This is a genomic window from Rugamonas rivuli (genome assembly GCF_009380165.1).
GTDB classification, from domain to species: Bacteria; Pseudomonadota; Gammaproteobacteria; order Burkholderiales; family Burkholderiaceae_D; genus Rugamonas; species Rugamonas rivuli.
The window spans coordinates 782,161-803,691 of record NZ_WHUF01000003.1 but is presented as its reverse complement, the minus strand read 5'-3'; the positions used below and the strand labels follow the sequence as shown (position 1 = coordinate 803,691).

Sequence of the window (21,531 nt, the reverse complement as noted above, 5' to 3'; positions counted from 1 at the left end):
CCATCATGCACTCGACCACCCTCGCTCAAATGGCCGTGACGGCGCTGCTGGTGGCGCTGCTGCCGGCGTCGCTGGTGTGGACTTCGTCCGACGCCAACAAATACCGCAAGCTGGTCTGGGTCTGCGTATTCCTGACCTTCGACCTGATCGTGTTCGGCGCCTTCACGCGCCTGACCGATTCCGGCCTCGGCTGCCCGGACTGGCCGGGCTGCTATGGCGCCGCCAATCCCTTCCTCGCGCACGAGCAGATCACGGCGGCCGAAGCGCTGCTGCCGACCGGCCCGGTCACGGTGGTCAAGGCCTGGATCGAGATGATCCACCGCTACCTGGCGATGGCGATCGGCGTGCTGATCGTGGCGATGATGGCGCAGGCCTGGTATCAATGGCGCAAGTCCAAAGGCACGCGCGCCGAGTACGCGCCGTGGCTGCCGACCGCGCTGTTCCTGTTCATCTGCGTGCAGGGCGCGTTCGGCGCCTGGACCGTGACGCTGAAGCTGCAACCGGTGATCGTCACCACCCACCTGCTGCTGGGCATGGGCATGTTGTCCTTGCTGGCGTGGTACGGCGGCCGCCAGAACCAGCTGATCGCGCCGGTGCGCACGGTGACGGCCTCGCCGCCGGCGATGCGCAACATCCGCCTGCTGGCGGGCGCGTCGGGTTTGCTGCTGCTGGTGCAACTGGCGCTGGGCGCCTGGACCAGCACCAACTACGCCACCTTGGCCTGCACCGATTTCCCGCTGTGCGGCGGCAAGCTGGTGCCGGACATGGATTTCGAACACGGCTTCACGCTGTGGCGCGAGCTGGGCAAGACCGCCGCCGGCCACTACCTGCCGTTCGCGGCGCTGACGGCTATCCACTGGGTGCACCGTAATTTCGGCATCATCGTCGCGCTGGTGGCCGGCTACACGGCCTGGCGCGCGTGGGAGCATGCGGCGCTGCATAAGACTGCACGCTACATCGCGCTGGCGCTGGCGGCGCAGATCGCCACCGGCGTCGCCACCATCTACCTCAGCTTCCCGCTGATGATCGCGGTGCTGCACAACGCCGGGGCGGCACTGCTGGTCCTGCTGCTGACCATGTTAAACTACAAGGCTAAGTACCAGTACGATATTGCAAAAAAGGCAGCCTCGGGCGCGGCATCCGCGCACACTTCCGCTGCCCGGCAAAAGTAGGCATCACTAAGCATCTAATGACCACACACACCGCCACATCCAAATCCGCCAGCCGCGCCTCTCAATACTGGGCGCTGACCAAGCCCCGCGTCACCCAGCTGGCCGTCTTCTGCGCCGTGATCGGCATGTTCCTCGCCAGCGACGGCATGCCGGACTGGCGCCTGCTGGTGGCCGCCACCGTCGGCATCTGGCTGCTGGCCGGCGCGGCCTTCGCCGTCAACTGCCTGGCCGAGCGCGAGATCGACGCCCGCATGGCGCGCACCGCCCGCCGCCCGATGGCGATGGGCGAGATCACCGTCATGCAGACCGTGATTTTCGCCGCCGTGATCGGCGGCGCCGGCATGTGGATCCTGTATGCGCTGGTGAACCCGCTGACCATGTGGCTGACCTTCGTCACCTTCGTCGGCTACGCCATCATCTACACCATGATTTTGAAACCGGCCACGCCGCAGAACATCGTCATCGGCGGCCTGTCCGGCGCGATGCCGCCGGCGCTGGGCTGGGCGGCCGTCGCCAACGACGTGCCGATGCAAGCCTGGCTGCTGGTGCTGATCATCTTCATCTGGACGCCGCCGCACTTCTGGGCGCTGGCCATGTACCGCCGCGACGATTACGCCAAGTCCGGCCTGCCGATGCTGCCGGTCACGCACGGCATGAAGTTCACGCAGTTCCACGTCTGGCTGTATTCGATCGCGCTGGCCGCCACCACCTTGCTGCCGTACGCTGTGCATATGAGCGGCCTGATCTACCTGGCCAGCGCCATCGTGCTGAACGCCGTCTTCCTGCACCACGCATGGAAGATCTACCGCCATTACACCGACCTGATCGCCCGCAAGGCCTTCACCTGGTCGATCATCTACCTGTCGCTGCTGTTCGTGGCGCTGCTGGTGGACCACTACTTTAAATTCTGATGAAAAAACTGCTCGCCTTCGGCCTGATCGTCCTTTCCGTATTGCTGGCCGCGTGCGAGCGCCGGGCCGCCGCGCCGCGCCTGGAGTTCAAGAACACCGACCTGACCGGCCTGCCATACGCCAAGGACTTCGCGCTGACCGACCACAACGGCAAGCCGCGCACGCTGGCTGACTTCAAGGGCAAGGTGGTGGTGCTGTTCTTCGGCTATACCCAATGCCCGGACGTTTGCCCGACCACGATGGCCGAGATGTCGGCCGCGATGAAGGAACTGGGCGCCGACGCCGCCCAGGTGCAGGTGCTGTTCGTCACCGTCGATCCCGAGCGCGACACCCGGCAGCTGCTGTCCGAATACGTGCCGGCTTTCGACAAGCGCTTCCTCGGCCTGTACGGCACGGCCGAGCAGACCGCCGCCGTCGGCAAGGAGTTCAAGGTGTTCTACGCCAAGGTGCCGGGCAAGACGCCGGGCAGCTATTCGATGGACCACACCGCCGCCAGCTATGTGTTCGACAAGCAGGGCAAGATCCGCCTGCTGGCGCGCAGCGGGCAGGGACCGGCGCCGCTGGTGCACGACCTCAAGCTGCTGCTGGCCCAGTCCTGACGCGCGCGCATGCAACAGCGCTTCCAACCCTATACCCGCCTTGCCGCCATCGTCCTGCTGGTGATCGGCTGCCTGACCGTGTTGCGGCCTTTCCTGGCCGCGATACTGTTCGCCGCCGCCATCACCATCTCCAGCTGGCCGCTGTACCTGCGCCTGCTGTCGCGCTGCCGGGAGCGCCGCTCGCTGGCCGCCGCCGTCATGAGCGTCGGCCTGACACTGCTGATCATCGTGCCGCTGGCGCTGGTGACGTGGAATATCGCCGATAACGCCAGCGAGTTCTACGATCAAATCAAGACCAGCCTGGGCAGCGGCACATTGGCGCCGCCGGCCTGGCTGAAGGATATTCCGGTGGTGGGCGAGGCGGCCCACACCTATCTGCAGAAACTGCTGGGTAGCCGCGAGGAATTGCTCAGCGTCGCCAAGAACCTGCTGGAGCCCGCGCGCCGCCTGTTGCTGGGCGGCGGCATGGTGCTGGGCAGCGGCGTGGCCCAGGTCAGCCTGGCGGTGTTCGTCAGCTTCTTCCTGTACCGCGACGGCAAGGCCATGCTGGCGGCGCTGGCGGTCGGCATGGACAAGCTGATCGGCGCGCAGGGCGCGGCCGTGGCCGACACCGTCAGCCGCACCGTGCGCGGCGTGATGTACGGCCTGCTGGGCACGGCGCTGGCGCAGGCCGGCGTGGCCGCAGTCGGTTTCCTGGTCGCCGGCGTGCCGGCCGTGGCGATGTTGTCGGTGGCGACCTTCCTGCTGTCGCTGGTGCCGGTCGGCCCGCCGCTGATCTGGGGCGGCGCGGCGATCTGGCTGTTCAATGAAGGCCGCACCGGCTGGGGCGTCTTCATGCTGGTGTGGGGCATGTTCGTCATCAGCGGCGTCGACAACGTGGTCAAGCCCATGTTGATCAGCCGCGGCAGCAGCCTGCCGTTCATCCTGGTGTTGCTGGGCGTGATGGGCGGCGTGCTGGCCTTCGGCTTCGTCGGCCTGTTCATCGGCCCGACCCTGCTGGCGGTTGGCCTGGGCCTGCTGCGCAACTGGACCGGCGTAGCCGCCTAGAAGTTGATCATCTGTCCGGCGCGCTCGGCGTCGGTATGGCGCTCGAAGATGCGGCGCAGCGTGCCGTCCTCGCGCATGGCGCGGATCGCGTGGCTGAAGCGGGCCACCGTGGCCTCGTCGATATTCTGGCGCGAGACGATCAGCCCGGAGACCATGTTCTCGCGCGGCGCCCAATCCATCACGCTGTAGGTGCCCGCCAGCTGCTCCTGCCTGACCAGCGGATACCAGGTGGTCGGCGTGGCCATTACCGCATCCACCCGTCCCAGCTTGAACAGGCGCATCATCGACAGATGGTCGGCCGTTTCAAACACGCGGCCCTGGGCGCGCAGCTTGCTCAGCCAGTCCTCGTAGGCGCGGCCGTGCTTGTAGCTTTTGACGACGGCGATCTTGTATTGGGGATCGGCAAGGAAGCTTGCCATATTGTGCAGCCGTCCGCTCAGCTCCTTGTGCAGCAGCACGAAATTGCGACCCGTCATATAGGGCACGAAGCGGCCGATTTTCTCGCGTTCGGGCAGGAGCAGGGCGGAGACCGACATGTCGAGGTTGCCGCCGCTGAGGCCGGCCCAGATGCGCACCCGGGAATCGACGCTGGCCTCGATGGTGCAGCCGAGCCGGCGGGCCAGTTCGTCGACCACGTCCTTGTCGATGCCGGTCCAGCCGCCGTCGGCGGCGCGGTAGAACAGGGCGCCGTCCTCGTAGAAGGCGACGCGCAGCTGCTTGCAGCCGTTGCGCGGTTCGGCCCCGCCGAGGCCGGCGATGCCGAGCAGGGTACAACATAGGATCAGGCGGCTGAGCACATCTCCTCCTACCGGGTTAGTCCTGGTCGGCGTTGTCCTCGGTGTCATCCTTGGGAATGACCTTGACCAGCAGGATACGCGGGCCATTCATTTTCTTGGCGACGATGTCGAAACCGCGGAAACTGATGCGTTGACCCTGTTTCGGGATATCGCCCAGCTTCAGCATGATCAGGCCGCCTACCGATTCTACCTCTTCCAGGCCCAACTCCTCGTTTTCGATGTCGATGCCCAGCGTGCGTTCCAGCGAGAAGATCGGCAGGCTGGCCTTGCCGACCAGGGTGCCGTCGGGCTGCTTGAGCCAGTCGTTCTCGTTGAGGCGGAACTCGTCGTGGATTTCGCCGACCATCGCGCCGAGCAGGTTGTCGAGCGTGATGAAGCCCAGCGGACGCTTGCCTTTTTCGCCGATCAGCGCGAAGTGGGGCGCGCCGTCGCGGAAGCGGCGGAACTGTTCCAGCGCCGGCGTGCGGGCCGAAATCGTCTCCACCGGGCGCAGGAAAGGCACCAGGTCGGTGACCGGCTTGCCGGACTGCTGGGCGAAGAACAAATCCTTCAGGTGCACCACGCCCAGCACCGTCTCGCCATCCTTGTCGTAGTAGGGATAGCGGCTGAAGCGGTTGCGCAACATGGTTTGCAGATTGTCGTTGAGCGGGCGGTTGGCGTACAGACCGATCACCTCGTTAATCGGGCGCATCAGGTCGGACACCGACAGGTCGCTGAAATCGAGCGAGTGGGCCAGGATGTTGCGTTCGTCCTTGTTGAACTTTTCGCCAGGCTGGCTGGTGCGCAGGATCAGCTTGAGTTCATCGACCGAGTAGTGGCTGTCGTGGCCGCCCTTGCCGGACAGGCCTGCCAGGCCCAGCACCATGTTGGCGCTGGCGTTGAGCACCCAGATGAAGGGATACATGGCCCAGTAGAAGCCGTACAGCGGCAGCGCGCTCCACAGGCCGATCACTTCCGGCATGCGGATCGCCAGCGACTTCGGCGCCAGCTCGCCCACCACGATGTGCAGGAAGGAGATCACGCAGAAGGCGAACACGAAGGCGATGCCGTGGACGATTTCCGGCGAGGTGACGCCGATGGCCGTCAGCAGCGGTTCCAGCAGGCCGGCGAAGGCCGGTTCGCCGACCCAGCCCAGGCCCAGCGAGGCCAGCGTGATGCCCAGCTGGCAGGCCGACAGGTAGGCGTCGAGTTCGCCGTGCACCTTGCCGAGTATGCGTCCCTTGAGTCCCTGGGTCTTGGCGATGGCGCGCACGCGCGTCTTGCGCAGTGTGACGATGCCGAATTCGGCCGCCACGAAGAATCCATTGAGCGCGACCAGGAAGATGGCGAGCACGACAAGCATGAGGTTTTGCATAAGGGCCGAGCGGCGATTCAGGTAGTGAAAAGAGGTATCTTAAACGACAGCGCGTTTATGCATCGCAAAATATGCCGTGCAGAGGGGAGAGCACCGGTCGATGCCGGCGCGGAGGTGGGTATTAACGTACGGGATTGAGCAAAGCAGGTTGGCCGAATTCCACCAATTTGGCATTGGATTTGCTGAAATACTCGCTCCAGAAAGCGTTCAGCGATTGCATGGTCTTGGGATCGCGATAGTTTTTGGTGTGCACGGCGTCGTCAACCAGCAGACCGGCACCGATTACGTAGGTGCGTGCGCCGCCAAAGTCGGCTAGCAGGTGGTTGTCTTCGACCGTGCGCATTTCCCTGGCTGGCACCACATTACGCACCGATTTGCCCTGTTCCGCGTAGAAGTTGCTGACCGACGAATTCTCCAGCATGTCGGACACGATCAGTACTACCTTTTCCTGTGCCTGGGACTGCTTGATGACGCTGGCGATGGATTTCAGGCTGGCGAAGATATCGGATTTGGCGATATTGCTGCTGGTGCCTTGATACGCCGCGCGCAGCGCCTGACCGGCCGCCTGTGCCGCCTGCTGCGGCTGGCGTTGCATGCACAGGTCCAGCTTGACCAGCGCGGGCTTGCCGATGTCGTTGCGAGTCTCACTAGGCAGTTGTGCGTCCAGCGTTCCCGCCGTCAGCAGCTCGGTGTAGTGGCCTTGTGTATAGGCTGAGAACACCACTACGCTGAAGCGGTTGCCGGCCGCCAGAAAAGGCTTGATGTTGTTGGCGACCAGCTGTTGCAGCGCCGGACTGAGGGGAGTGGTCTGGTCTATTACCACCAGCAATTCGCGGGCGGTCGGCGGAAACGGTGGCAGCGACTTGTCCTGGCAGCTTTGGACGGCATTGGTATTGGCGGCCAGGGCCGCGCCGGACAGGCAGAGTTGCAGCAGCAGGGCGCTCCATTTCACAGCAGGTCCTCCAGTTCGGCGTTGCGGGCCTGGCGGGCTTTTTCTTCTTTCTGCAGCTTCAGCGCGGCGACCACTTCCGCGTTCAATCCCTCTGGCAAGGTCGCCAACAGGGCCAGCTTGGCCGGTTTGTCGTCTCCCAAGGCGTTCAGCTGTTGCAGCACCTCGGCGGCCGAGCCGGCTTGCTGAGCTGGAACTGGGGCGGACGCTTCGGCCTGTGCCTTGACCGCCTGTGCGTGATGGCGTTCGTGTTGACGCTCAGCCTGGTCGGCGATCCGGGTTTCCTGGACATAGTCTCGGAAGGTCTTGCTTAAATGCTGGCCCGAGGTGCCGACATGGCTGTTCCTGGCCATGATCTTCTGCTGCAGTACGGCCAGGCGCGCTTGCGCGGTATCGGCGACGCGGCGGTATGCTTCACGCACCGCTGTATAGCTGGAATAGCGGCCGCCCCCGATGTCGCGGAACGCTTCGGCACTGTTTTGGCCTGCAAAGCCCCAGCGATAGCCAAAGATCACACCCAGCAACTGCAGGAAGACGAAGACAAACGCCAGCACAATGAAGGTTGCCCAGCCGCCATGACGGTCAATGTCGGCTTCTTCGATGGCGACTTTCTTGTCCGCGTTGTGGTTGGCGGCGACATCGGCATCGGGCAGGGTTACGCCGGGCTTGCTCATATCGAGGCTGTCGCTGGCGGCCTGGTTGCCGTTGTCGATTTGCTTGTTGACTTGGGTGACGCGCGCCACCAGTTCCTTTTCCAAAACCTGGCCGCGCACATAGGTGGCTGCACCGGCAATCAGCAGCACGATCACCAGCGTGGCGATCGATACCAGATAAGTCGGGTGCGCGCCGACGCGATTGCACAATTGCGTGTAGGCGGGCAAGCCGTCGTCGCTGTTCTGCGGACGGGCCAGCGGAATGGTGCCGGTCGACAGCTTGGACTCGCGTTTGTCTTCTACCCATTCGCGGCGAGCGTTCTTGATGCGGCCGGATTTGTACAACTCGTGACCGGCAAAGTGGGTGAACGCCACCAGGATGACTGAAATGAGGAAGGCGATGCCGTAGGCGCCGGTCTGTTGCAGGTTCTCGCTGGCTCCCGGAATCGTGTAGCCGGCCAATACGTAGGAGAAGCCCAGCGCTTCGACAAACACCATCGACACTGTCAGCAGCCAGATCCAGCCTGGCGTGCTGCGGCGGCCGTTGTCGCCCGCCTTGGTCAGGTAGGTGATCTTTTCGTTGAAGTCGTGCTCGTCCTGGACGTGCACGAAGTTCTTGTATTCCTGGCACAGCGTGCGCTCGCCGGAAAACCAGCCAGGGTAGGCGATATCCTCGTTGGCGTCGCGCGCTAGCGTGGCGATGCGGCCGATCAGCGGGAAATTGACCCAGGTGTTAAACCACCACCACTTGACTTGCTGCCACAAGACGGCGACGACGGTCAGGGCCAGCAGAACGCTGACGATGCTCCAGGCCAGTGCTGGATAAGTACTGATAAATTCCTTCATGAGTTCATCCCTTTATTTTTGATATAGCGTTGGTTTGAAGTCCGCTGACATGAGCCGCGCGCCGCGCGCATAAATCAGCCGCCCGCCCTTGGCCGACGTGCCGCCATCGCTGCCGAACACCACGTCTGCGCACGACAGGCCGCCTTTGCCGTTGAAGAACATCCGGTATAACAGGCCTTTGTTGCCGAGGTAGGTATTCACTTCGGGATTCAAGGCCAATGCCGCGGTCGGGTTGGCGTTCTTGACGGGGTTGTAGTTGGTGTACACCTTGAATTCAGGCAGGTTCGCGGCCGCGCCATTGCTGGCCAAAACCGTCAGTTTGTTCAGCACGACCTGATGTCCGTTGACCTGCTCGGTCCAGGTCTTGCCGTACAGGCCAGGCAGGTATTCGCTGGTGCGATAGCTCTTGCCGTCCTGCAGAGCCTTGACGCCGTGGGCCACGCGGGGCCGGTCACGTGAGCAGTCGGCCATGATGGGCGGTTCGTCGGCGTAGGCGTTGCTGATGAGCCGGAACGTGCCGCTGGACTTTGAACTGAGCTGGCCGATGTCGGCAGCGGCGATGGTGGACAGCGGGGTACCGCCGAAATCGATGCCATCGGGGATAGTGGTGGCGTTAGCTGCAGCCGCCTCCGGCGCTTTGCCGACGATGGCGGCCGCTGTTTTTCCTGGCGTGACTTTGACCGGCGCCGGCTTCACTACAGGCGGCGTGGCAGGGGAGGCCATCGCCACTTGTGGTGACGGCGCATCGCTGCCACGGTAAAACTCGTAACGCGGCTTGCGTTCGGTCAGGTAGCGGTCGAAGTTGGCTGTATCGGCGATCTCCACAATTTCCACGCGCCGGTTTTGCGCGCGGCCTTCCTCGCTGCCGTTGTCGGCAATTGGATAGGCCTCTCCTGCACCTTGGAAAAATAGCGACTCCTTTGGTATTCCGCGTTTTTCCATATATGCCGCCACGGCCTGGGCGCGGCGCTCCGACAGGTCAGCGTTCAACCGTGAACTGCCGGTATCGTCGGTGTGACCGATTAACAAGATCTTGCGCTTGCTGACTTGAGAAATATAACTGGCTTTCTCTTGCGGATCGTTGATGTTATTGGCGATGAGCCGGGCGTTATAAGAATCGGCGATTGCCGAGAAATAGCGCTGTGCCTGCTCGGTTAATTGATCGGAATTTGTTTCGAAATGTCCGCCTTTGCCTGATTGTTCTCGCATTTCAACAATCATGCCGACGGCATTCTTTTTAATGGCATCGGCATTGGACACGGCGTTCAAGCGCTGGTCGTCGATCACGCTACCATCGGCGCTGACGGTCGATGTCTTCAGGTTTAAATCATATTGCTTGGCGATCTTGGACAGCTCACATCGGCGCTGGTCCATATCGCGCCCGATTAAGCCGCCGATGGTAGCGCCGGCCAATGCGCCCACTACGCGTGCGCTGTTCGAGTGCTTGACCTGGTTGCCGAGTATCGCGCCGGCAATGGCGCCGACGGCGACGCCGATATTTCTCGCATTGTTCGAGCAAGGATCCTTGCTGGCGAAAGTTTGCTGGAACGACGGCTGGCCGGTGCGCGGGTCGGTTGCGCAGCCGCTGGCCATGGTCGTGCAGACTGCGGCGCACAGCAGCTTGGCAGTCAGGTGCGGTGGAAGGCGCCGCAAACGGCGCTGCGAGGCGGCTGCTTTCAAGGGTATCTCCGTTACTGGTTAGATAAATTTGTTGCGTTTAATCAACATAATGGCATATCTGCCGTTGCTTGGCTAATAATTTTTATTTTATGAAAGTTGTTTAATAAAATTAAAAAATATTCTGCAACATATTTATGAATTTCATCCCAATAATCGGAATTCCGATACTCAATTCTCTCCAAATATAACCATTCTTTAGAGCGCGAATAATGCTCTCATTTTAAGTTTGAGAGGATTCGCACATTTGAGGAAGGACAGTCTTATTAATAAGATTAGTCGGCGATGGCGAAGGGGCCGCTATGGACTGCCGACAGGATGGCCTCGATCGCCGGGTGGGTGATTTTGCGGGCGTTGGAGATGGCGTAGAACTGTTCGCGCAGCTCCGGGGCGTCGCCCACCAGCACCGCGCCGAACTGCTCTTCGATGTCCTGCGCCAGCGCCGACGGCGCGAAGAACAGCCCCAGGCCGTTGCGGCCGAAGGTGTTGAGCATGGCGTTGTCCTCGAACTCGCCGACGATGTCCGGCCGCACCTTGTGCTGCACGAACCAGGCGTCGATGCGGCCGCGCAGCGCGTTGTTGCGGGTCGGTAGCAGCAGCGGGGCGCCGTGCAGGCTGGCCGGAAAGTTGCGGCGGTATTTGCGCGCCAGCTTGGGCACGCCGAACAGCTTCATGTCGCTTTCGCCCAGCAAGTGACTGAACACTTTCAGGCTGCCGCCGGCGCGCACGGTGCGGTCGGTCAGCACTACATCCAGCTTGCCCAGCGCCAGGTCGGCCAGCAGCGATTCGAATTCATCCTCCATGCACACCAGCCGCACTTGCAGTTCCAGCTGCTGCGTGGCCTGCAGCAGGCGGTAGGCGATCAGCTTGGGCAGCGAGTCGGAAATGCCGACCGTCAGCCGCATCTTGTTGGCTTCCGTTTCGTCCAGCGCGTCCTGCAGCTGGTCGCCCAGCAGGAAGATCTGGTCGCAATAAGTGAGCGCCAACTTGCCCGCTTCGGTCGGCACCAGACGCCGCCCCTGCGGCTCCAGCAGCTGCTTGCCTATCGATTGCTCCAGCGATGCGAGTTGCATGCTGATGGTCTGCACGGCCAGCCCGAGACGCTCCGCCGCGCGCGTGACGCCGCCTTCTTTTGCCACCATCCAGAAGAAGTACAGATGCCGAAAATTGAGTCCGCTGGTTTTCATAATCTTCTGCTTTTACGAAGTAATACTTCAATTATCTTCTATTTTTAAAAACACCGTTGTTCTCTACACTGCATCCCATCGATTCATAACCAAGAGAGAAAAAGAATGAAACACTTCAAAGTGTCATTCCTCGTCACGTTCCTCTGCCTTGCGGCAGCGGGCTGGTGGGGCTACGAACTGAGCGGATGGGGCGGCGCCCTGTCCGCCGTGGGTATCGCCGCGATCCTGGCCGCGATGGAAGTGTCGCTGTCGTTCGATAACGCGGTGGTCAACGCCTCCGTGCTGAAGACCTGGGATGCCTACTGGCAGAAGCTGTTCCTCGGCGTCGGCATCATCATCGCGGTGTTCGGCATGCGCTTGCTGTTCCCGCTGGTGATCGTGGCGGTGGCTGCGGACATCGGCATCATGGACGTGTGGCACCTGGCGCTGAACGACCCGAAAACGTATTCGATGCACCTGACGAATCACCACGCGGAAGTGGCGGCATTCGGCGGCATGTTCCTGCTGCTGGTGTTCCTGAACTTCCTGTTCGATGACGAGAAAGAAGTCCACTGGCTGGGCAACGTCGAGAAGAAACTCGGCTCGCTGGGCAAGGTCTCCTCGATCTCGGTAATGATTGCGCTGGCTGTCCTACTGGGCTCTATGGGCCTGGTAGGCGAGGCGCAGAAGCTGGTGGTGCTGGTGTCCGGCCTGTGGGGCATCCTGATCTACGTCGGCGTCGATGCGGTCAGCAACCTGCTGGAGAAGGAAGAAGAAGGCAGCAATGTCGGCGATCTGGTGAAGAAGGGCGGTATCGGTGGTTTCCTGTACCTGGAAGTGCTCGATGCTTCGTTCAGCTTCGACGGCGTGATCGGCGCGTTCGCCATCACCACCGACGTCGTGATCATCATGCTGGGCCTGGCGATAGGCGCGATGTTCGTCCGCTCGCTGACGGTCTACCTGGTGAAGAAGGGCACGCTCGATGAATTCGTCTTCCTGGAGCACGGTGCGCACTATGCGATCGGTATCCTGGCCGCGATCATGTTGGCAAGTATGAAGTTCCACATTCCGGAGCTGTTCACCGGTCTGATTGGCGTGGCCTTCATCGGCGCCTCGCTGTGGTCCTCGGTGCGCCATCGCCGCCAGAAGGAAGCCGCTGTCGCCATCGCTGCATAAAGTATTCAAGAATTCGGCGGACCGTTAATTACGGACACGGTTCGCCGCCTGTAGTACCCAAAGTCCGGTTCTCTTTTTAGGAGCATCACATCATGGCAATCAGTCTGCAAAAAGGCGGCAACGTCAACCTGAGCAAAGAAGCACCAGGCCTGTCGAAAATTGTGGTTGGTCTGGGTTGGGATGTACGCAGCACCGACGGCAAGGACTTCGACCTGGACGGCTCGGCCTTCCTGCTGAAAGTGGACGGCAAGGTCCGCGCCGACAACGACTTCATCTTCTACAACAACCTGAAATCGTCGGACCAGTCGGTGGCCCACTCGGGCGACAACCGCACCGGCGCCGGCGACGGCGACGACGAAACCGTCACCATCGACCTGACCCGCGTGCCGGCCGACGTGGAACGCATCGCGATCTGCGCCACCATCCACGAAGGCGACGAGCGCCGCCAGAACTTCGGCATGGTGCAGAAGGCCTTCATCCGCTGCCTGAACGGCGCCGGCAACGGCGAGATCGCCCGCTACGACCTGTCGGAAGACGGTTCGACCGAGTCGGCGATGATCTTCGGCGAGGTGTATCGCAACGGCGCCGATTGGAAGTTCAAGGCCGTAGGCCAGGGCTTCAAGGGCGGCCTGGGCCCGCTGGCTTCGTCGTTCGGCGTGCGCGTTTAATTTTTAAACTGTAGAAGAAAGGACTCCATCATGCCTAAATTTTCGATCACCGGCGACATCGATCCCTTCCTGCACGTCTCGCTGGCTCACGGTGAAAAAATCTACTGTGAGTCGGATGCGATGGTGATGATGGAAGCGGCGCTCGATTTGAAGGGCAAGGTAACCGGCGGCATCGGCGCGGCCATCATGCGCCGCTTTGCCAACGGCGAGTCCTTCTTCCAGCAGCACATCGAAGCAGTGCGCGGCGAGGGCGATTGCCTGCTGGCGCCGCGCCTGCCGGGAGCGATGCAGGTGCTCGACGTCGGCCAGCATCAGTACATGCTGAGCGACGGCGCCTTCGTCGCCGCCACCTCCGGCGTCGAGCTGAAGGTGCGTACCCAAAGCCTGGGCAATGCGCTGTTCGCGCAGAGCGGCGGCTTTTTCATCACCGAGACGGCGGGCACCGGTCAGGTCGCGGTATCGGGCTTCGGCTCGATCTCGCAACTGGATGTGACGCCGGGCCGCGACGTGATTATCGATAACTCGCATGTGGTGGCATGGGACAGCGCGCTGCGCTACGAAATCTCCGTCACCACCGGCGGCAACAGCGGCTTTCTGAGCAATCTGGTCAACAGCCAGACCAGCGGCGAAGGCATGGTGCTGCGTTTCTCCGGCCAGGGAAAAATCCTGATCTGCTCGCGCAACGGCGCGGCGTTCCAGGCCTGGGCGCAGCGCGGCGTCGCAACGTAATTCATAGGAGTCAAACATGACTGTCAGTTTAAGCAAGGGCCAGAAGATCTCTCTGGCCAAGGAATCGGGCGGCGCATTGGGCCGCGTGACGATGGGCCTGGGTTGGGATGCGATCAAGTCCAAGGGCTTCCTGGGCTTCGGCTCGAAAACCGAAGCGGTCGATCTGGACGCTTCGTGCGTGATGTTCAACGAGTCCGGCGCACCGGTCGATGTGATCTGGTTCCGCCAGCTGAAGAGCCGTGACGGCAGCATCCAGCATACCGGCGACAACCGCACCGGCGCCGGCGACGGCGACGATGAGCAGATCAACGTCGATCTGGACGCCGTGCCTTCGACGGTCAAGAGCCTGGTGTTCACGGTGAACAGTTTCACCGGCCAGACTTTCGCGCAGGTGGAAAACGCCTACTGCCGCCTGCTGGATGCCAGCGGCGGCAAAGAGGTGGCGCGCTTCAACCTGTCGGTGCAGGGGCCGCACTCGGCGCAGATCATGGCCAAGTTGTATCGCCACAACGGCGAGTGGAAGATGCACGCCATCGGCGAAAACGGCAAGGGCCGTACCTTCGACGAACTGCTGCCGCAAATCGCCGCCCATCTGTAATCCATTTCGGTGTTTTTTGGGAGCCATGGAGACGGCGTTAGCGCTATAATGTTTCCATGGAAAAACTAAAAGACTACGCCGAGATTGTTGCCCAGGCCTCGAAAGGGGAATTGGTTTTTCCGACCAGCGTCAATGCCGCCCTGCGGCTGCAACTGGCGCTGGCCGATCCCGACTGCGACATGGAAGACGTGATCCGCAAGGTGCTGGGCGAGCCGCTGCTGGCCGCGCGCACCGTGGCGCTGGCCAATGCGGCGGTGTTCAACCGCGGCGGCGCTCCCGTCACCAGCGTGCGCTCGGCGGTGCAGCGGGTCGGTTTCCGCAATCTGTACACGATGGCCGCCGCGATGGTGGTGCGCCAGTTCGGCAGCCGCATTCGCGACGCCGCCTTGCGCGCCCAGGCCGAACAGCTGTGGCGCCATTCCGCCCACGTGGCCGCGCTGGCCCATGTGATCGCCCGCAAGCTGACCCGCACCGACGCCGATACCGCGCTGTTCGCCGGCATCGTCCATGAGGCGGGCGGCTTCTACCTGTTGTCGCGCGCTGACGACATTCCCGGCCTGCTCGACGACCCGGAAGAGTGGATGGGCGCGGCGCAGGAAATCATCACCCGTGAAATCATGAAGAAGATGGCGATACCGGAACCGGTCAGCCAGGCCATCGTCTCGCTGCGCGGCGCCACGCTGACGCCGCCACCGCTGGGCCTGCGCGATACGCTGCTGATCGCCAAGCATCTGGCCCCGATACGCTCGCCGCTGTCGCCGGAGCGCGAGCACGCCAGCCTGTCCGGTTTCTTCGACGACAATGCCGCACTGGAGCAGATCCTGTTCGAATCGGCCGACGAAGCCGCCTCCATGAGCGCCGCGCTGCTGGCCTGACCTGTGGCTAGAGTGTTACTTCTGAACTAGTCTTCATGCACTAATTGTGACAAAAATAGTGTCTAAGGCACAATTGTTGTCAAAAGTCTGGCAAACTGCGGTTCGTGCGACACGCCAGAAGCGTGTATGCTAACAGTCGTCATACAACAGTTAAAATAACATGAACCAGACCGCCGCCGCACCCATGCCCGCTCCTTCCGTCCTCGCGCCGAAAAAGAAGCACCGCAACCTCGCCCAGGGCGTGGTTGAGGCCTTCACCGGCAGCATCCAGGCCGGCACGCTGAAGCCGGGCGAAAAGCTGCCGACCGAGTCGGTCATCATGGAAATGCACGGTGTCAGCCGCACCGTGGTGCGCGAGGCGATCTCGCACCTGCAGGCGGCCGGGCTGGTGCAGACCCGCCACGGCATCGGCACCTTCGTGCTGGAGCCGCAGCCGGCCAACCTGCGCATTTCGGCCGACACCATCCGCACCATCGGCGACGTGCTGGCCATCCTGGAGCTGCGCATCAGCCTGGAGACCGAAGCGGCCTGGCTGGCGGCCACCCGCCGCACGGAAGAGCAGGTGCAGGAGATGGGCGCGGTGCTTAAGCGCATCCAGCATTCGCAGGGCCGTCCCGGCTCGGTCGAGTCGGACGTGGCCTTCCACCTGCTGATCGCGCAAGCCACCGGCAACCGCTATTTCGTCGACATCCTGAGCGACCTGGGCAACACCATCATCCCGCGTGCACGCGTCAATTCGGCACAGCTGGCGCATGACGATCCGGCCGTGTACCTGGAGCGCCTCAACCGCGAGCACGACGACATCTACAACGCCATCCTGCGCAAGGATGCCGAGGCGGCCCGCGCCGCCATGCGCACCCACCTGAGCAACAGCCGCGAGCGCCTGCGCCGTGCGCAAGAAGGCATCGCCGCCGGCCAGACCGCATAAAAGCCACGAGAGCAGGGCGATCCGGCAGATTTTGCTAAATCGCTTGCTCACTAACGCATATAGTTGTACGATGTCATACAACAGATGGCGAAGAGCTGTCACTTTCCTTCCTGAGATGCGCCCGTCGATTATTGGAGACCTTATGCAACCGAATGACCTTAAAAAAATTCTTTCCTCCGGCCTGCTGTCGTTCCCGGTGACTGACTTCGATGCCGAAGGCAACTTCCGCAAGTCGACCTATATCGAGCGCCTGGAATGGCTGGCTCCCTACGGCGCGAGTGCGCTGTTCGCCGCCGGCGGCACCGGCGAGTTCTTCTCGCTGACGGCCAACGAATACACCGACATCATCAAGACCGCCGTCGACACCTGCGCCGGCCAGGTGCCTATCCTGGCCGGCGTCGGCGGCCCGACCCGCGTGGCCGCAGCCTACGCCAAGGAAGCCGAGCGCGTTGGCGCACAAGGCCTGCTGCTGCTGCCGCACTACCTGACCGAAGCAAGCCAGGACGGCTTGATCGAACACGTGGCCGAAGTCTGCAAGGCCACCAACCTGGGCGTGGTGGTCTACAACCGCGCCAACTGCCGCCTGACGCCGGACTCGCTGGCCAAGCTGGCCGACCGCTGCCCGAACCTGATCGGCTTCAAGGACGGCGTCGGCGACATCGAGCTGATGGTCTCGATCTGGCGCAAGATGGGCGACCGTTTCAGCTACCTGGGCGGCCTGCCGACCGCAGAAGTTTACGCGGCCGCGTACAAAGCGCTCGGTACCCCGGTATACTCGTCGGCGGTATTCAACTTCATGCCGAAACTGGCGATGGACTTTTACCATGCGGTCGCGTCGGATAACCACGCCGAACAAAACCGCATGCTGGACGAGTTCTTCCTGCCTTACCTTGAGATTCGCAATCGCAAGGCCGGCTACGCAGTGAGTATCGTTAAAGCAGGCGCACGTCTGGTGGGGCACGATGCAGGTCCGGTGCGCGCACCGCTGACCGATCTGACACCGGAAGAATGCGACATGCTCGATAAGCTGATCCGCAAGCAGGGCGCACAATAAGTCCTGCGGCACAAAAATATAAAACAAGCGCGGCTGGTCCGCGCTTTTCATACATAAGGAGTCAATATGCAGATTGCAGGTGAAATGGTTATCGGCCGCAGCGCGGTCCTTGGTAAAGAAGGCACGATGAAGGCGATCGACCCATCGCGCAACGTGGAAATCGAACCGGCCTTCGGCCTGGCTGGCGCCGCCGATTTGCAGCGCGCCTGCGAACTGGCCGACCAGGCTTTCGACATCTACCGCGCCACCGGCCTGGAAGCGCGCGCGAAGTTCCTGGAAACCATCGCCGACCGCATCATGGACATCGGCCCTGCGCTGATCGAGCGCGCGATGCAGGAAAGCGGTTTGCCGCAAGCCCGCCTGGAAGGTGAGCGCGGCCGCACCTGCAATCAACTGCGCCTGTTCGCGAAAGTCGTGCGCGACGGCCGCTTCCAATCCGCCACGCTGGACAGCGCGCTGCCGGAACGCACGCCGCCGCGCAGCGATCTGCGTCTGCGTAAAATCGGCCTGGGCCCGGTCGCCGTGTTCGGCGCATCCAACTTCCCGCTGGCGTTCTCGGTGGCTGGTGGCGATACCGCGTCGGCGCTGGCCGCAGGCTGCCCGGTCGTGGTCAAGGCCCACTCGGCCCACCTGGGTACTTCGGAACTGGTCGGCAAGGCTGTCGCCAAGGCCGCTGAAGAATGCGGCATGCCGGAAGGCGTGTTCTCGATGCTGATCGGCTCCGGCCAGACTATCGGCCAGAACCTGGTCAGCCATCCGGCCATCAAGGCCGTGGGCTTCACCGGTTCGCGTTCGGGCGGCCTGGCGCTGATGCGTACCGCCGCCGCGCGCAAGGAACCGATTCCGGTCTATGCTGAAATGAGCTCGATCAATCCGGTGTTCCTGCTGCCGGGCGCTCTGGATAACGCCAAGCTGCCACAGGCCTTCGCCGATTCGCTGACCCTGGGTTCGGGCCAGTTCTGCACCAACCCTGGCCTGCTGGTCGGCCTGAAGAGCGACAAGCTGCAAGCCTTCGTCGCTGCCGTTGCGGGCACGCTGGGCGCGAAGGGTGCGACCACCATGCTGACCCCTGGCATCCACAAGGCCTACGTCACCGGCGTCAGCGGCCTGGCTGCTGTCGACGGCGTGCAGCAGGTCGCCGCCGGCCAGGGCACCGATGCGCCATGCGCAGCGCAAGCCTTCCTGTATCAGGTGGATGCGAAGTCCTTCCTGACCAACACCGCGCTGGAAGGCGAGATCTTCGGACCGACTTCGCTGCTGGTTGTCTGCGACGATGAAGCGCAGATGCTGGCCGTGGCCGAACACGTCGAAGGCCAGCTGACCGCCGCCGTCCACGCCACCGCCGACGACCGCCAACTGGCCGCGCGCCTGATGCCTACGCTGGAACGCAAAGTGGGCCGCATCCTGTTCAACGGTTTCGGCACCGGCGTGGAAGTGTCGCATGCGATGGTGCACGGTGGTCCGTTCCCGTCGACTTCCGACAGCCGCACGACTTCTGTCGGCGCTTCGGCCATCGACCGCTTCCTGCGTCCTGTTTGCTATCAGGACGTGCCTTCGTACCTGCTGCCTGAGTCGCTGGCTGACGCCAACCCGCAAAACCTTCCACGCATCGTCAACGGCGATCTGGCATGGAACGGCTAAGCGATATCGCTTGCACGGTGGGCGAAAGCCCAACGTGGAGTGCGGCGGAATCGGCCTGGTACTGGGTCGATATTCCCGCCAAGCGCGTGTGGCGGCTGGATGGCGTCACCGGTGCGTCGCGCTATTGGACCACTACCGAAATGGTCGCGTGTGTCGCGGCCAAGGCGGGCGGTGGGCTGATCGCGGGCATGGAGACAGGCATCTTCAGTCTTGAGCTGGGCGAGGCGGAAGCCGCAGCGCAGATCAAGCTGGCGGCGCCCGCCGCCGGCCTGGGTGCGGGCATGCGTTTCAACGACGGCCGTTGCGACCGTCAGGGGCGTTTCTGGAGCGGCACCATGTTCATGGACATGTCGGCCGCGCGCGCTATCGGTGAGCTGTATCGCTACGACGTGGCGCGTGGCATTTCGGCGCCGGTGGTGTCGGAGCTGATCACGCAGAACGGCCTGGCGTTTTCGCCGGACGGCCGCACCATGTACCTGTCGGATTCGCATCCGGCGCGACGCATGGTGTGGGCGTTCGATTACGACATTGATGATGGCGTGCCATCCGGCCGCCGCGTGTTCGCGGACATGTCGGCGTATGCGGGCCGTCCCGACGGTGCGGCCATCGACAGCGACGGTTGCTACTGGATCTGCGGTAACGACGGCGGCTGCGTGCTGCGCTTCACGCCGGACGGCAAGCTGGATCGCCGCATCGACGTGCCGATGCTGAAGCCTGCCATGTGTGCCTTCGGCGGCAAGGATCTCGACACGCTGCTGGTGACGTCCATCGTCTCCGGCAAGCCGGAGGACGCGGAGTGGGGCGGAGCGGTAGTGCTGCTGCGGCCTGGCGTCAAAGGCGTGGCCGAAACGCCGTTAGGCCTGTAATGACGGGGCAGATGCTGAACAGGCGTCTGCCCTTTTTTGATTATTTCCACCTCACATCCTCGTCAGTCCGTTTGGCTTTTCTCAAACAAACCGACAGAAAAAAGCGCAGTATAATTTTTTATCACATGTGCTGCGATGGAGGTGTGTCATGAGAAGTATGACTGTGGAAATGTCCCCAGAAGTCGATGATGCGCTCAATATGATTGCGTGCGCTAGAGGAATCAGCAAGGGAGAAGCAATGCTGCGCGCTTTTGCTTTGCTGAAGGTGGCTTATGACGAGAAGCAGAAGGGCGATGGTTCCTCGCTTGGTCTGGTTCGCCGTTTGCCGGACAACACGCTGCAAGCTGTAGGTATTGTGACGGGGATATGATGTCCTCGCCTGAACAACACGACATTGACATCCCCGGAAGTGTGTTTCGCGATCATCCCAGCGTCGAAGTTTCCGCCAGCGATCGATTGAAATTCGCCAAGCAGATATTGCTGGGGCTCGCGATTATCTCCTCGGGCATCATTGCCGGATATGCCTGCTACCCGGCTAACAGTGCGTTGGCACAGCTATCCGAGTTGGTGAAGATCGGTGCTCTGCCTATCGTCACGCTGGTGATCTCGTTTTATTTTCCTAACGGCTCCAAGAAATGACAGTCGCAAGTCACTGCTTCTTCAGCACCAGCTTGAACTGCGTCACCCATTTATCCTTGATGTTCATTTCGCTGAAGGCTTCATACGCGTCGGCGCCTGATGGTGTCCAGCGGACGCGGTAGGTGAGGGCGTGGCCGTCGGCGACGTATTGCGTGGCGGGGAATTCGAGGCCGGTGGCGGTGGGTGTCATCGTGCCGCGGCTGTAGCCGCCGCCGTTTTCCACGTACAGAAAAGCCACCTGCTTCGCGGCCGAATCGTAGTAGTAGATCGTCTCGCCGACATAGTCCGGCTTGCCCGGCGTGCGCACCGTGTGGACATCGCTCAGCACATTGCCATCGTACTTCCACTGGAAGCAATGCTCATCGCTCTGCTTCCCTTCGGGGAAATCACCCTTCCAGCAATGCCCTGCCAGAAAGGCCATCGGCTTGAGCGCTTCGACAGGCGCGGCCTGCGCGGCGATGGTAGTGGAGGACAACAACAGCATGAGCAGTGGACGCATGGCGGACCTCGAACGTGGAAGTCAGGCCAGTATAGGCGAATCCACGCAGCGATAGGCGGCCGGTTGTGCCGATACCACGTCCGCCGAACCCCATGTTGCGGCGTTCCGGCCGGGGGCAACCGGAACGCCGCCGCACTCAAGCCCGAAGGCGAGCTCAGTCCGTTACGTGAATCTCGTGATAAGCGCCGTCGGCGAAATAAATGATCTCGCAGCTGGCTTCGCCGAAGCACAAGCCGATCGACTCGTTGGCGATGCTGAGCGGCGCACAGCTTTCGCCGCCATGGCATACCGGCTGGTAGCTGCCCGGATGGACCAGCGACAGGCGCGGCGGATTGGCCTTGATATCCTTGAAGGTCTTGACGATGCTGGCCGTGCCATCGGCCGGCGCACCCGGTACCACGGCCAAGCCGTAGGCGCCGCCTTGGCCGTTCTGCACCAGCACCGCAGTATCGGCATTGCCCTGATGCTGGAACTGGCCGGACAGCGTGAGGCTTGCATCAGGCGCAGCGACGGAGGCGACCAGCGGCGTCCATCCCTGCGGCAGTTGCTGGATGATAGCCGTGCCGCCATGGGCGTAGCCGGTGGACGACAAGGCGAGCAGCAGGCTTGCTGCCAGCCCTGCACGTTTCAACTTCTCAGTAACTGGACACATGGGCATGTCGAACCTTCACGATGTTTTTATTGCAT

23 protein-coding genes are annotated in these 21,531 nt (G+C 62.3%); 15 read left to right on the top strand and 8 right to left on the bottom strand.

Translation table 11 applies throughout. The features are described from left to right. Positions 1–5: 5 nt before the first annotated feature. Genes GEV01_RS13935 through GEV01_RS13920 form a run of 4 tightly spaced genes read left to right on the top strand, consistent with a single transcriptional unit; the run spans position 6 to position 3,729 of the window. Positions 6–1,172, top strand: a complete 1,167-nt coding sequence (locus tag GEV01_RS13935) for a COX15/CtaA family protein (RefSeq protein WP_175023044.1) — start codon at positions 6–8, stop codon at positions 1,170–1,172. 17 nt (positions 1,173–1,189) lie between these two features. Further along, a complete protein-coding gene (cyoE, locus tag GEV01_RS13930) occupies positions 1,190–2,083 on the top strand; it encodes a heme o synthase (protein ID WP_152805182.1) in 894 nt (297 codons plus the stop codon). Next, positions 2,083–2,682, top strand: coding sequence for an SCO family protein (locus GEV01_RS13925; protein WP_008445321.1), 600 nt, complete (start codon positions 2,083–2,085; stop codon positions 2,680–2,682). Before cyoE ends, GEV01_RS13925 begins: the two co-directional genes overlap by 1 nt. 9 nt (positions 2,683–2,691) lie before the next feature. Beyond that, on the top strand, positions 2,692–3,729 hold the full coding sequence (locus tag GEV01_RS13920; protein WP_152805179.1) for an AI-2E family transporter: 1,038 nt from the start codon (positions 2,692–2,694) through the stop codon (positions 3,727–3,729). Here GEV01_RS13920 and GEV01_RS13915 read toward each other — a convergent pair. The 6 genes from GEV01_RS13915 to nhaR form a co-directional block, all read right to left on the bottom strand. Further along, complete coding sequence (locus GEV01_RS13915) at positions 3,726–4,526, bottom strand: substrate-binding periplasmic protein (RefSeq protein ID WP_328595516.1); 801 nt, start codon at positions 4,524–4,526, stop codon at positions 3,726–3,728. The genes GEV01_RS13920 and GEV01_RS13915 overlap by 4 nt on opposite strands. A gap of 16 nt (positions 4,527–4,542) precedes the next feature. Next, complete coding sequence (locus tag GEV01_RS13910) at positions 4,543–5,880, bottom strand: hemolysin family protein (protein WP_152805175.1); 1,338 nt, start codon at positions 5,878–5,880, stop codon at positions 4,543–4,545. Positions 5,881–6,001: 121 nt separating this feature from the next. Continuing rightward, complete coding sequence (locus GEV01_RS13905) at positions 6,002–6,832, bottom strand: hypothetical protein (protein ID WP_152805173.1); 831 nt, start codon at positions 6,830–6,832, stop codon at positions 6,002–6,004. Then, the gene (locus tag GEV01_RS13900) at positions 6,829–8,328 is read right to left on the bottom strand and encodes a hypothetical protein (protein ID WP_152805172.1); all 1,500 of its coding nucleotides are present in this window, start codon (positions 8,326–8,328) and stop codon (positions 6,829–6,831) included. The genes GEV01_RS13905 and GEV01_RS13900 overlap by 4 nt, the downstream gene beginning before the upstream one ends. A gap of 12 nt (positions 8,329–8,340) precedes the next feature. Beyond that, positions 8,341–10,008, bottom strand: coding sequence for an OmpA family protein (locus GEV01_RS13895; RefSeq protein WP_152805170.1), 1,668 nt, complete (start codon positions 10,006–10,008; stop codon positions 8,341–8,343). A gap of 272 nt (positions 10,009–10,280) precedes the next feature. Next, positions 10,281–11,192 carry a transcriptional activator NhaR gene (gene nhaR / locus GEV01_RS13890; RefSeq protein WP_152805168.1) on the bottom strand — a complete coding sequence of 304 codons (912 nt, stop codon included), beginning with the start codon at positions 11,190–11,192 and terminating at the stop codon, positions 10,281–10,283. A 105-nt stretch (positions 11,193–11,297) separates the two neighbouring features. Between nhaR and GEV01_RS13885 the strand changes: the two genes are divergently transcribed. From GEV01_RS13885 to GEV01_RS13835, 11 genes are all read left to right on the top strand, one after another. Then, entirely contained in the window at positions 11,298–12,347 is a 1,050-nt protein-coding gene (locus tag GEV01_RS13885; protein WP_070358021.1) for a DUF475 domain-containing protein, read from the top strand. A gap of 92 nt (positions 12,348–12,439) precedes the next feature. Beyond that, the gene (locus tag GEV01_RS13880) at positions 12,440–13,015 is read left to right on the top strand and encodes a TerD family protein (protein ID WP_152805166.1); all 576 of its coding nucleotides are present in this window, start codon (positions 12,440–12,442) and stop codon (positions 13,013–13,015) included. A 30-nt stretch (positions 13,016–13,045) separates the two neighbouring features. After that, on the top strand, positions 13,046–13,744 hold the full coding sequence (locus tag GEV01_RS13875; RefSeq protein ID WP_152805164.1) for a TIGR00266 family protein: 699 nt from the start codon (positions 13,046–13,048) through the stop codon (positions 13,742–13,744). A gap of 16 nt (positions 13,745–13,760) precedes the next feature. Then, positions 13,761–14,342 carry a TerD family protein gene (locus tag GEV01_RS13870; protein WP_008445331.1) on the top strand — a complete coding sequence of 194 codons (582 nt, stop codon included), beginning with the start codon at positions 13,761–13,763 and terminating at the stop codon, positions 14,340–14,342. Between the two features lie 56 nt (positions 14,343–14,398). Continuing rightward, on the top strand, positions 14,399–15,217 hold the full coding sequence (locus GEV01_RS13865) for an HDOD domain-containing protein (protein WP_152805162.1): 819 nt from the start codon (positions 14,399–14,401) through the stop codon (positions 15,215–15,217). Positions 15,218–15,377: 160 nt separating this feature from the next. Beyond that, on the top strand, positions 15,378–16,145 hold the full coding sequence (locus GEV01_RS13860; RefSeq protein WP_070267164.1) for a FadR/GntR family transcriptional regulator: 768 nt from the start codon (positions 15,378–15,380) through the stop codon (positions 16,143–16,145). 142 nt (positions 16,146–16,287) lie between these two features. Beyond that, on the top strand, positions 16,288–17,199 hold the full coding sequence (gene kdgD / locus GEV01_RS13855) for a 5-dehydro-4-deoxyglucarate dehydratase (RefSeq protein WP_008445337.1): 912 nt from the start codon (positions 16,288–16,290) through the stop codon (positions 17,197–17,199). Positions 17,200–17,265: 66 nt separating this feature from the next. Beyond that, complete coding sequence (locus tag GEV01_RS13850; protein WP_152805160.1) at positions 17,266–18,840, top strand: aldehyde dehydrogenase (NADP(+)); 1,575 nt, start codon at positions 17,266–17,268, stop codon at positions 18,838–18,840. After that, positions 18,828–19,706: an SMP-30/gluconolactonase/LRE family protein gene (locus tag GEV01_RS13845; protein WP_152805158.1), complete on the top strand. Its 879-nt coding sequence runs from the start codon at positions 18,828–18,830 to the stop codon at positions 19,704–19,706. The genes GEV01_RS13850 and GEV01_RS13845 overlap by 13 nt, the downstream gene beginning before the upstream one ends. A gap of 148 nt (positions 19,707–19,854) precedes the next feature. Continuing rightward, on the top strand, positions 19,855–20,076 hold the full coding sequence (locus tag GEV01_RS13840; protein WP_152805149.1) for a hypothetical protein: 222 nt from the start codon (positions 19,855–19,857) through the stop codon (positions 20,074–20,076). Further along, entirely contained in the window at positions 20,076–20,345 is a 270-nt protein-coding gene (locus tag GEV01_RS13835; RefSeq protein ID WP_152805147.1) for a hypothetical protein, read from the top strand. The genes GEV01_RS13840 and GEV01_RS13835 overlap by 1 nt, the downstream gene beginning before the upstream one ends. 10 nt (positions 20,346–20,355) lie before the next feature. On the opposite strand, the gene GEV01_RS13830 is transcribed toward GEV01_RS13835, so the two are convergent. Both GEV01_RS13830 and GEV01_RS13825 read right to left on the bottom strand, forming a co-directional pair. After that, positions 20,356–20,844, bottom strand: coding sequence for a hypothetical protein (locus GEV01_RS13830; RefSeq protein ID WP_152805146.1), 489 nt, complete (start codon positions 20,842–20,844; stop codon positions 20,356–20,358). A 154-nt stretch (positions 20,845–20,998) separates the two neighbouring features. Further along, on the bottom strand, positions 20,999–21,496 hold the full coding sequence (locus GEV01_RS13825; RefSeq protein ID WP_152805144.1) for a hypothetical protein: 498 nt from the start codon (positions 21,494–21,496) through the stop codon (positions 20,999–21,001). Positions 21,497–21,531 lie beyond the last annotated feature (35 nt).

Excerpts from the sequence above, each read along its gene's own strand:
- GEV01_RS13825 (WP_152805144.1), bottom strand. The coding sequence starts at position 21,496 with ATGTGTCCAGTTACTGAGAAGTTGAAACGTGCAGGGCTGGCAGCAAGC.
- GEV01_RS13860 (WP_070267164.1), top strand. The coding sequence starts at position 15,378 with ATGAACCAGACCGCCGCCGCACCCATGCCCGCTCCTTCCGTCCTCGCG.
- GEV01_RS13910 (WP_152805175.1), bottom strand. The coding sequence starts at position 5,880 with ATGCAAAACCTCATGCTTGTCGTGCTCGCCATCTTCCTGGTCGCGCTC.
- GEV01_RS13880 (WP_152805166.1), top strand. The coding sequence starts at position 12,440 with ATGGCAATCAGTCTGCAAAAAGGCGGCAACGTCAACCTGAGCAAAGAA.
- GEV01_RS13835 (WP_152805147.1), top strand. The coding sequence starts at position 20,076 with ATGTCCTCGCCTGAACAACACGACATTGACATCCCCGGAAGTGTGTTT.
- GEV01_RS13920 (WP_152805179.1), top strand. The coding sequence starts at position 2,692 with ATGCAACAGCGCTTCCAACCCTATACCCGCCTTGCCGCCATCGTCCTG.
- GEV01_RS13830 (WP_152805146.1), bottom strand. The coding sequence starts at position 20,844 with ATGCGTCCACTGCTCATGCTGTTGTTGTCCTCCACTACCATCGCCGCG.
- cyoE (WP_152805182.1), top strand. The coding sequence starts at position 1,190 with ATGACCACACACACCGCCACATCCAAATCCGCCAGCCGCGCCTCTCAA.
- GEV01_RS13925 (WP_008445321.1), top strand. The coding sequence starts at position 2,083 with ATGAAAAAACTGCTCGCCTTCGGCCTGATCGTCCTTTCCGTATTGCTG.
- GEV01_RS13840 (WP_152805149.1), top strand. The coding sequence starts at position 19,855 with ATGAGAAGTATGACTGTGGAAATGTCCCCAGAAGTCGATGATGCGCTC.
- nhaR (WP_152805168.1), bottom strand. The coding sequence starts at position 11,192 with ATGAAAACCAGCGGACTCAATTTTCGGCATCTGTACTTCTTCTGGATG.
- GEV01_RS13850 (WP_152805160.1), top strand. The coding sequence starts at position 17,266 with ATGCAGATTGCAGGTGAAATGGTTATCGGCCGCAGCGCGGTCCTTGGT.
- GEV01_RS13865 (WP_152805162.1), top strand. The coding sequence starts at position 14,399 with ATGGAAAAACTAAAAGACTACGCCGAGATTGTTGCCCAGGCCTCGAAA.
- GEV01_RS13900 (WP_152805172.1), bottom strand. The coding sequence starts at position 8,328 with ATGAAGGAATTTATCAGTACTTATCCAGCACTGGCCTGGAGCATCGTC.
- GEV01_RS13935 (WP_175023044.1), top strand. The coding sequence starts at position 6 with ATGCACTCGACCACCCTCGCTCAAATGGCCGTGACGGCGCTGCTGGTG.
- GEV01_RS13885 (WP_070358021.1), top strand. The coding sequence starts at position 11,298 with ATGAAACACTTCAAAGTGTCATTCCTCGTCACGTTCCTCTGCCTTGCG.
- GEV01_RS13875 (WP_152805164.1), top strand. The coding sequence starts at position 13,046 with ATGCCTAAATTTTCGATCACCGGCGACATCGATCCCTTCCTGCACGTC.
- GEV01_RS13845 (WP_152805158.1), top strand. The coding sequence starts at position 18,828 with ATGGAACGGCTAAGCGATATCGCTTGCACGGTGGGCGAAAGCCCAACG.
- GEV01_RS13870 (WP_008445331.1), top strand. The coding sequence starts at position 13,761 with ATGACTGTCAGTTTAAGCAAGGGCCAGAAGATCTCTCTGGCCAAGGAA.
- kdgD (WP_008445337.1), top strand. The coding sequence starts at position 16,288 with ATGCAACCGAATGACCTTAAAAAAATTCTTTCCTCCGGCCTGCTGTCG.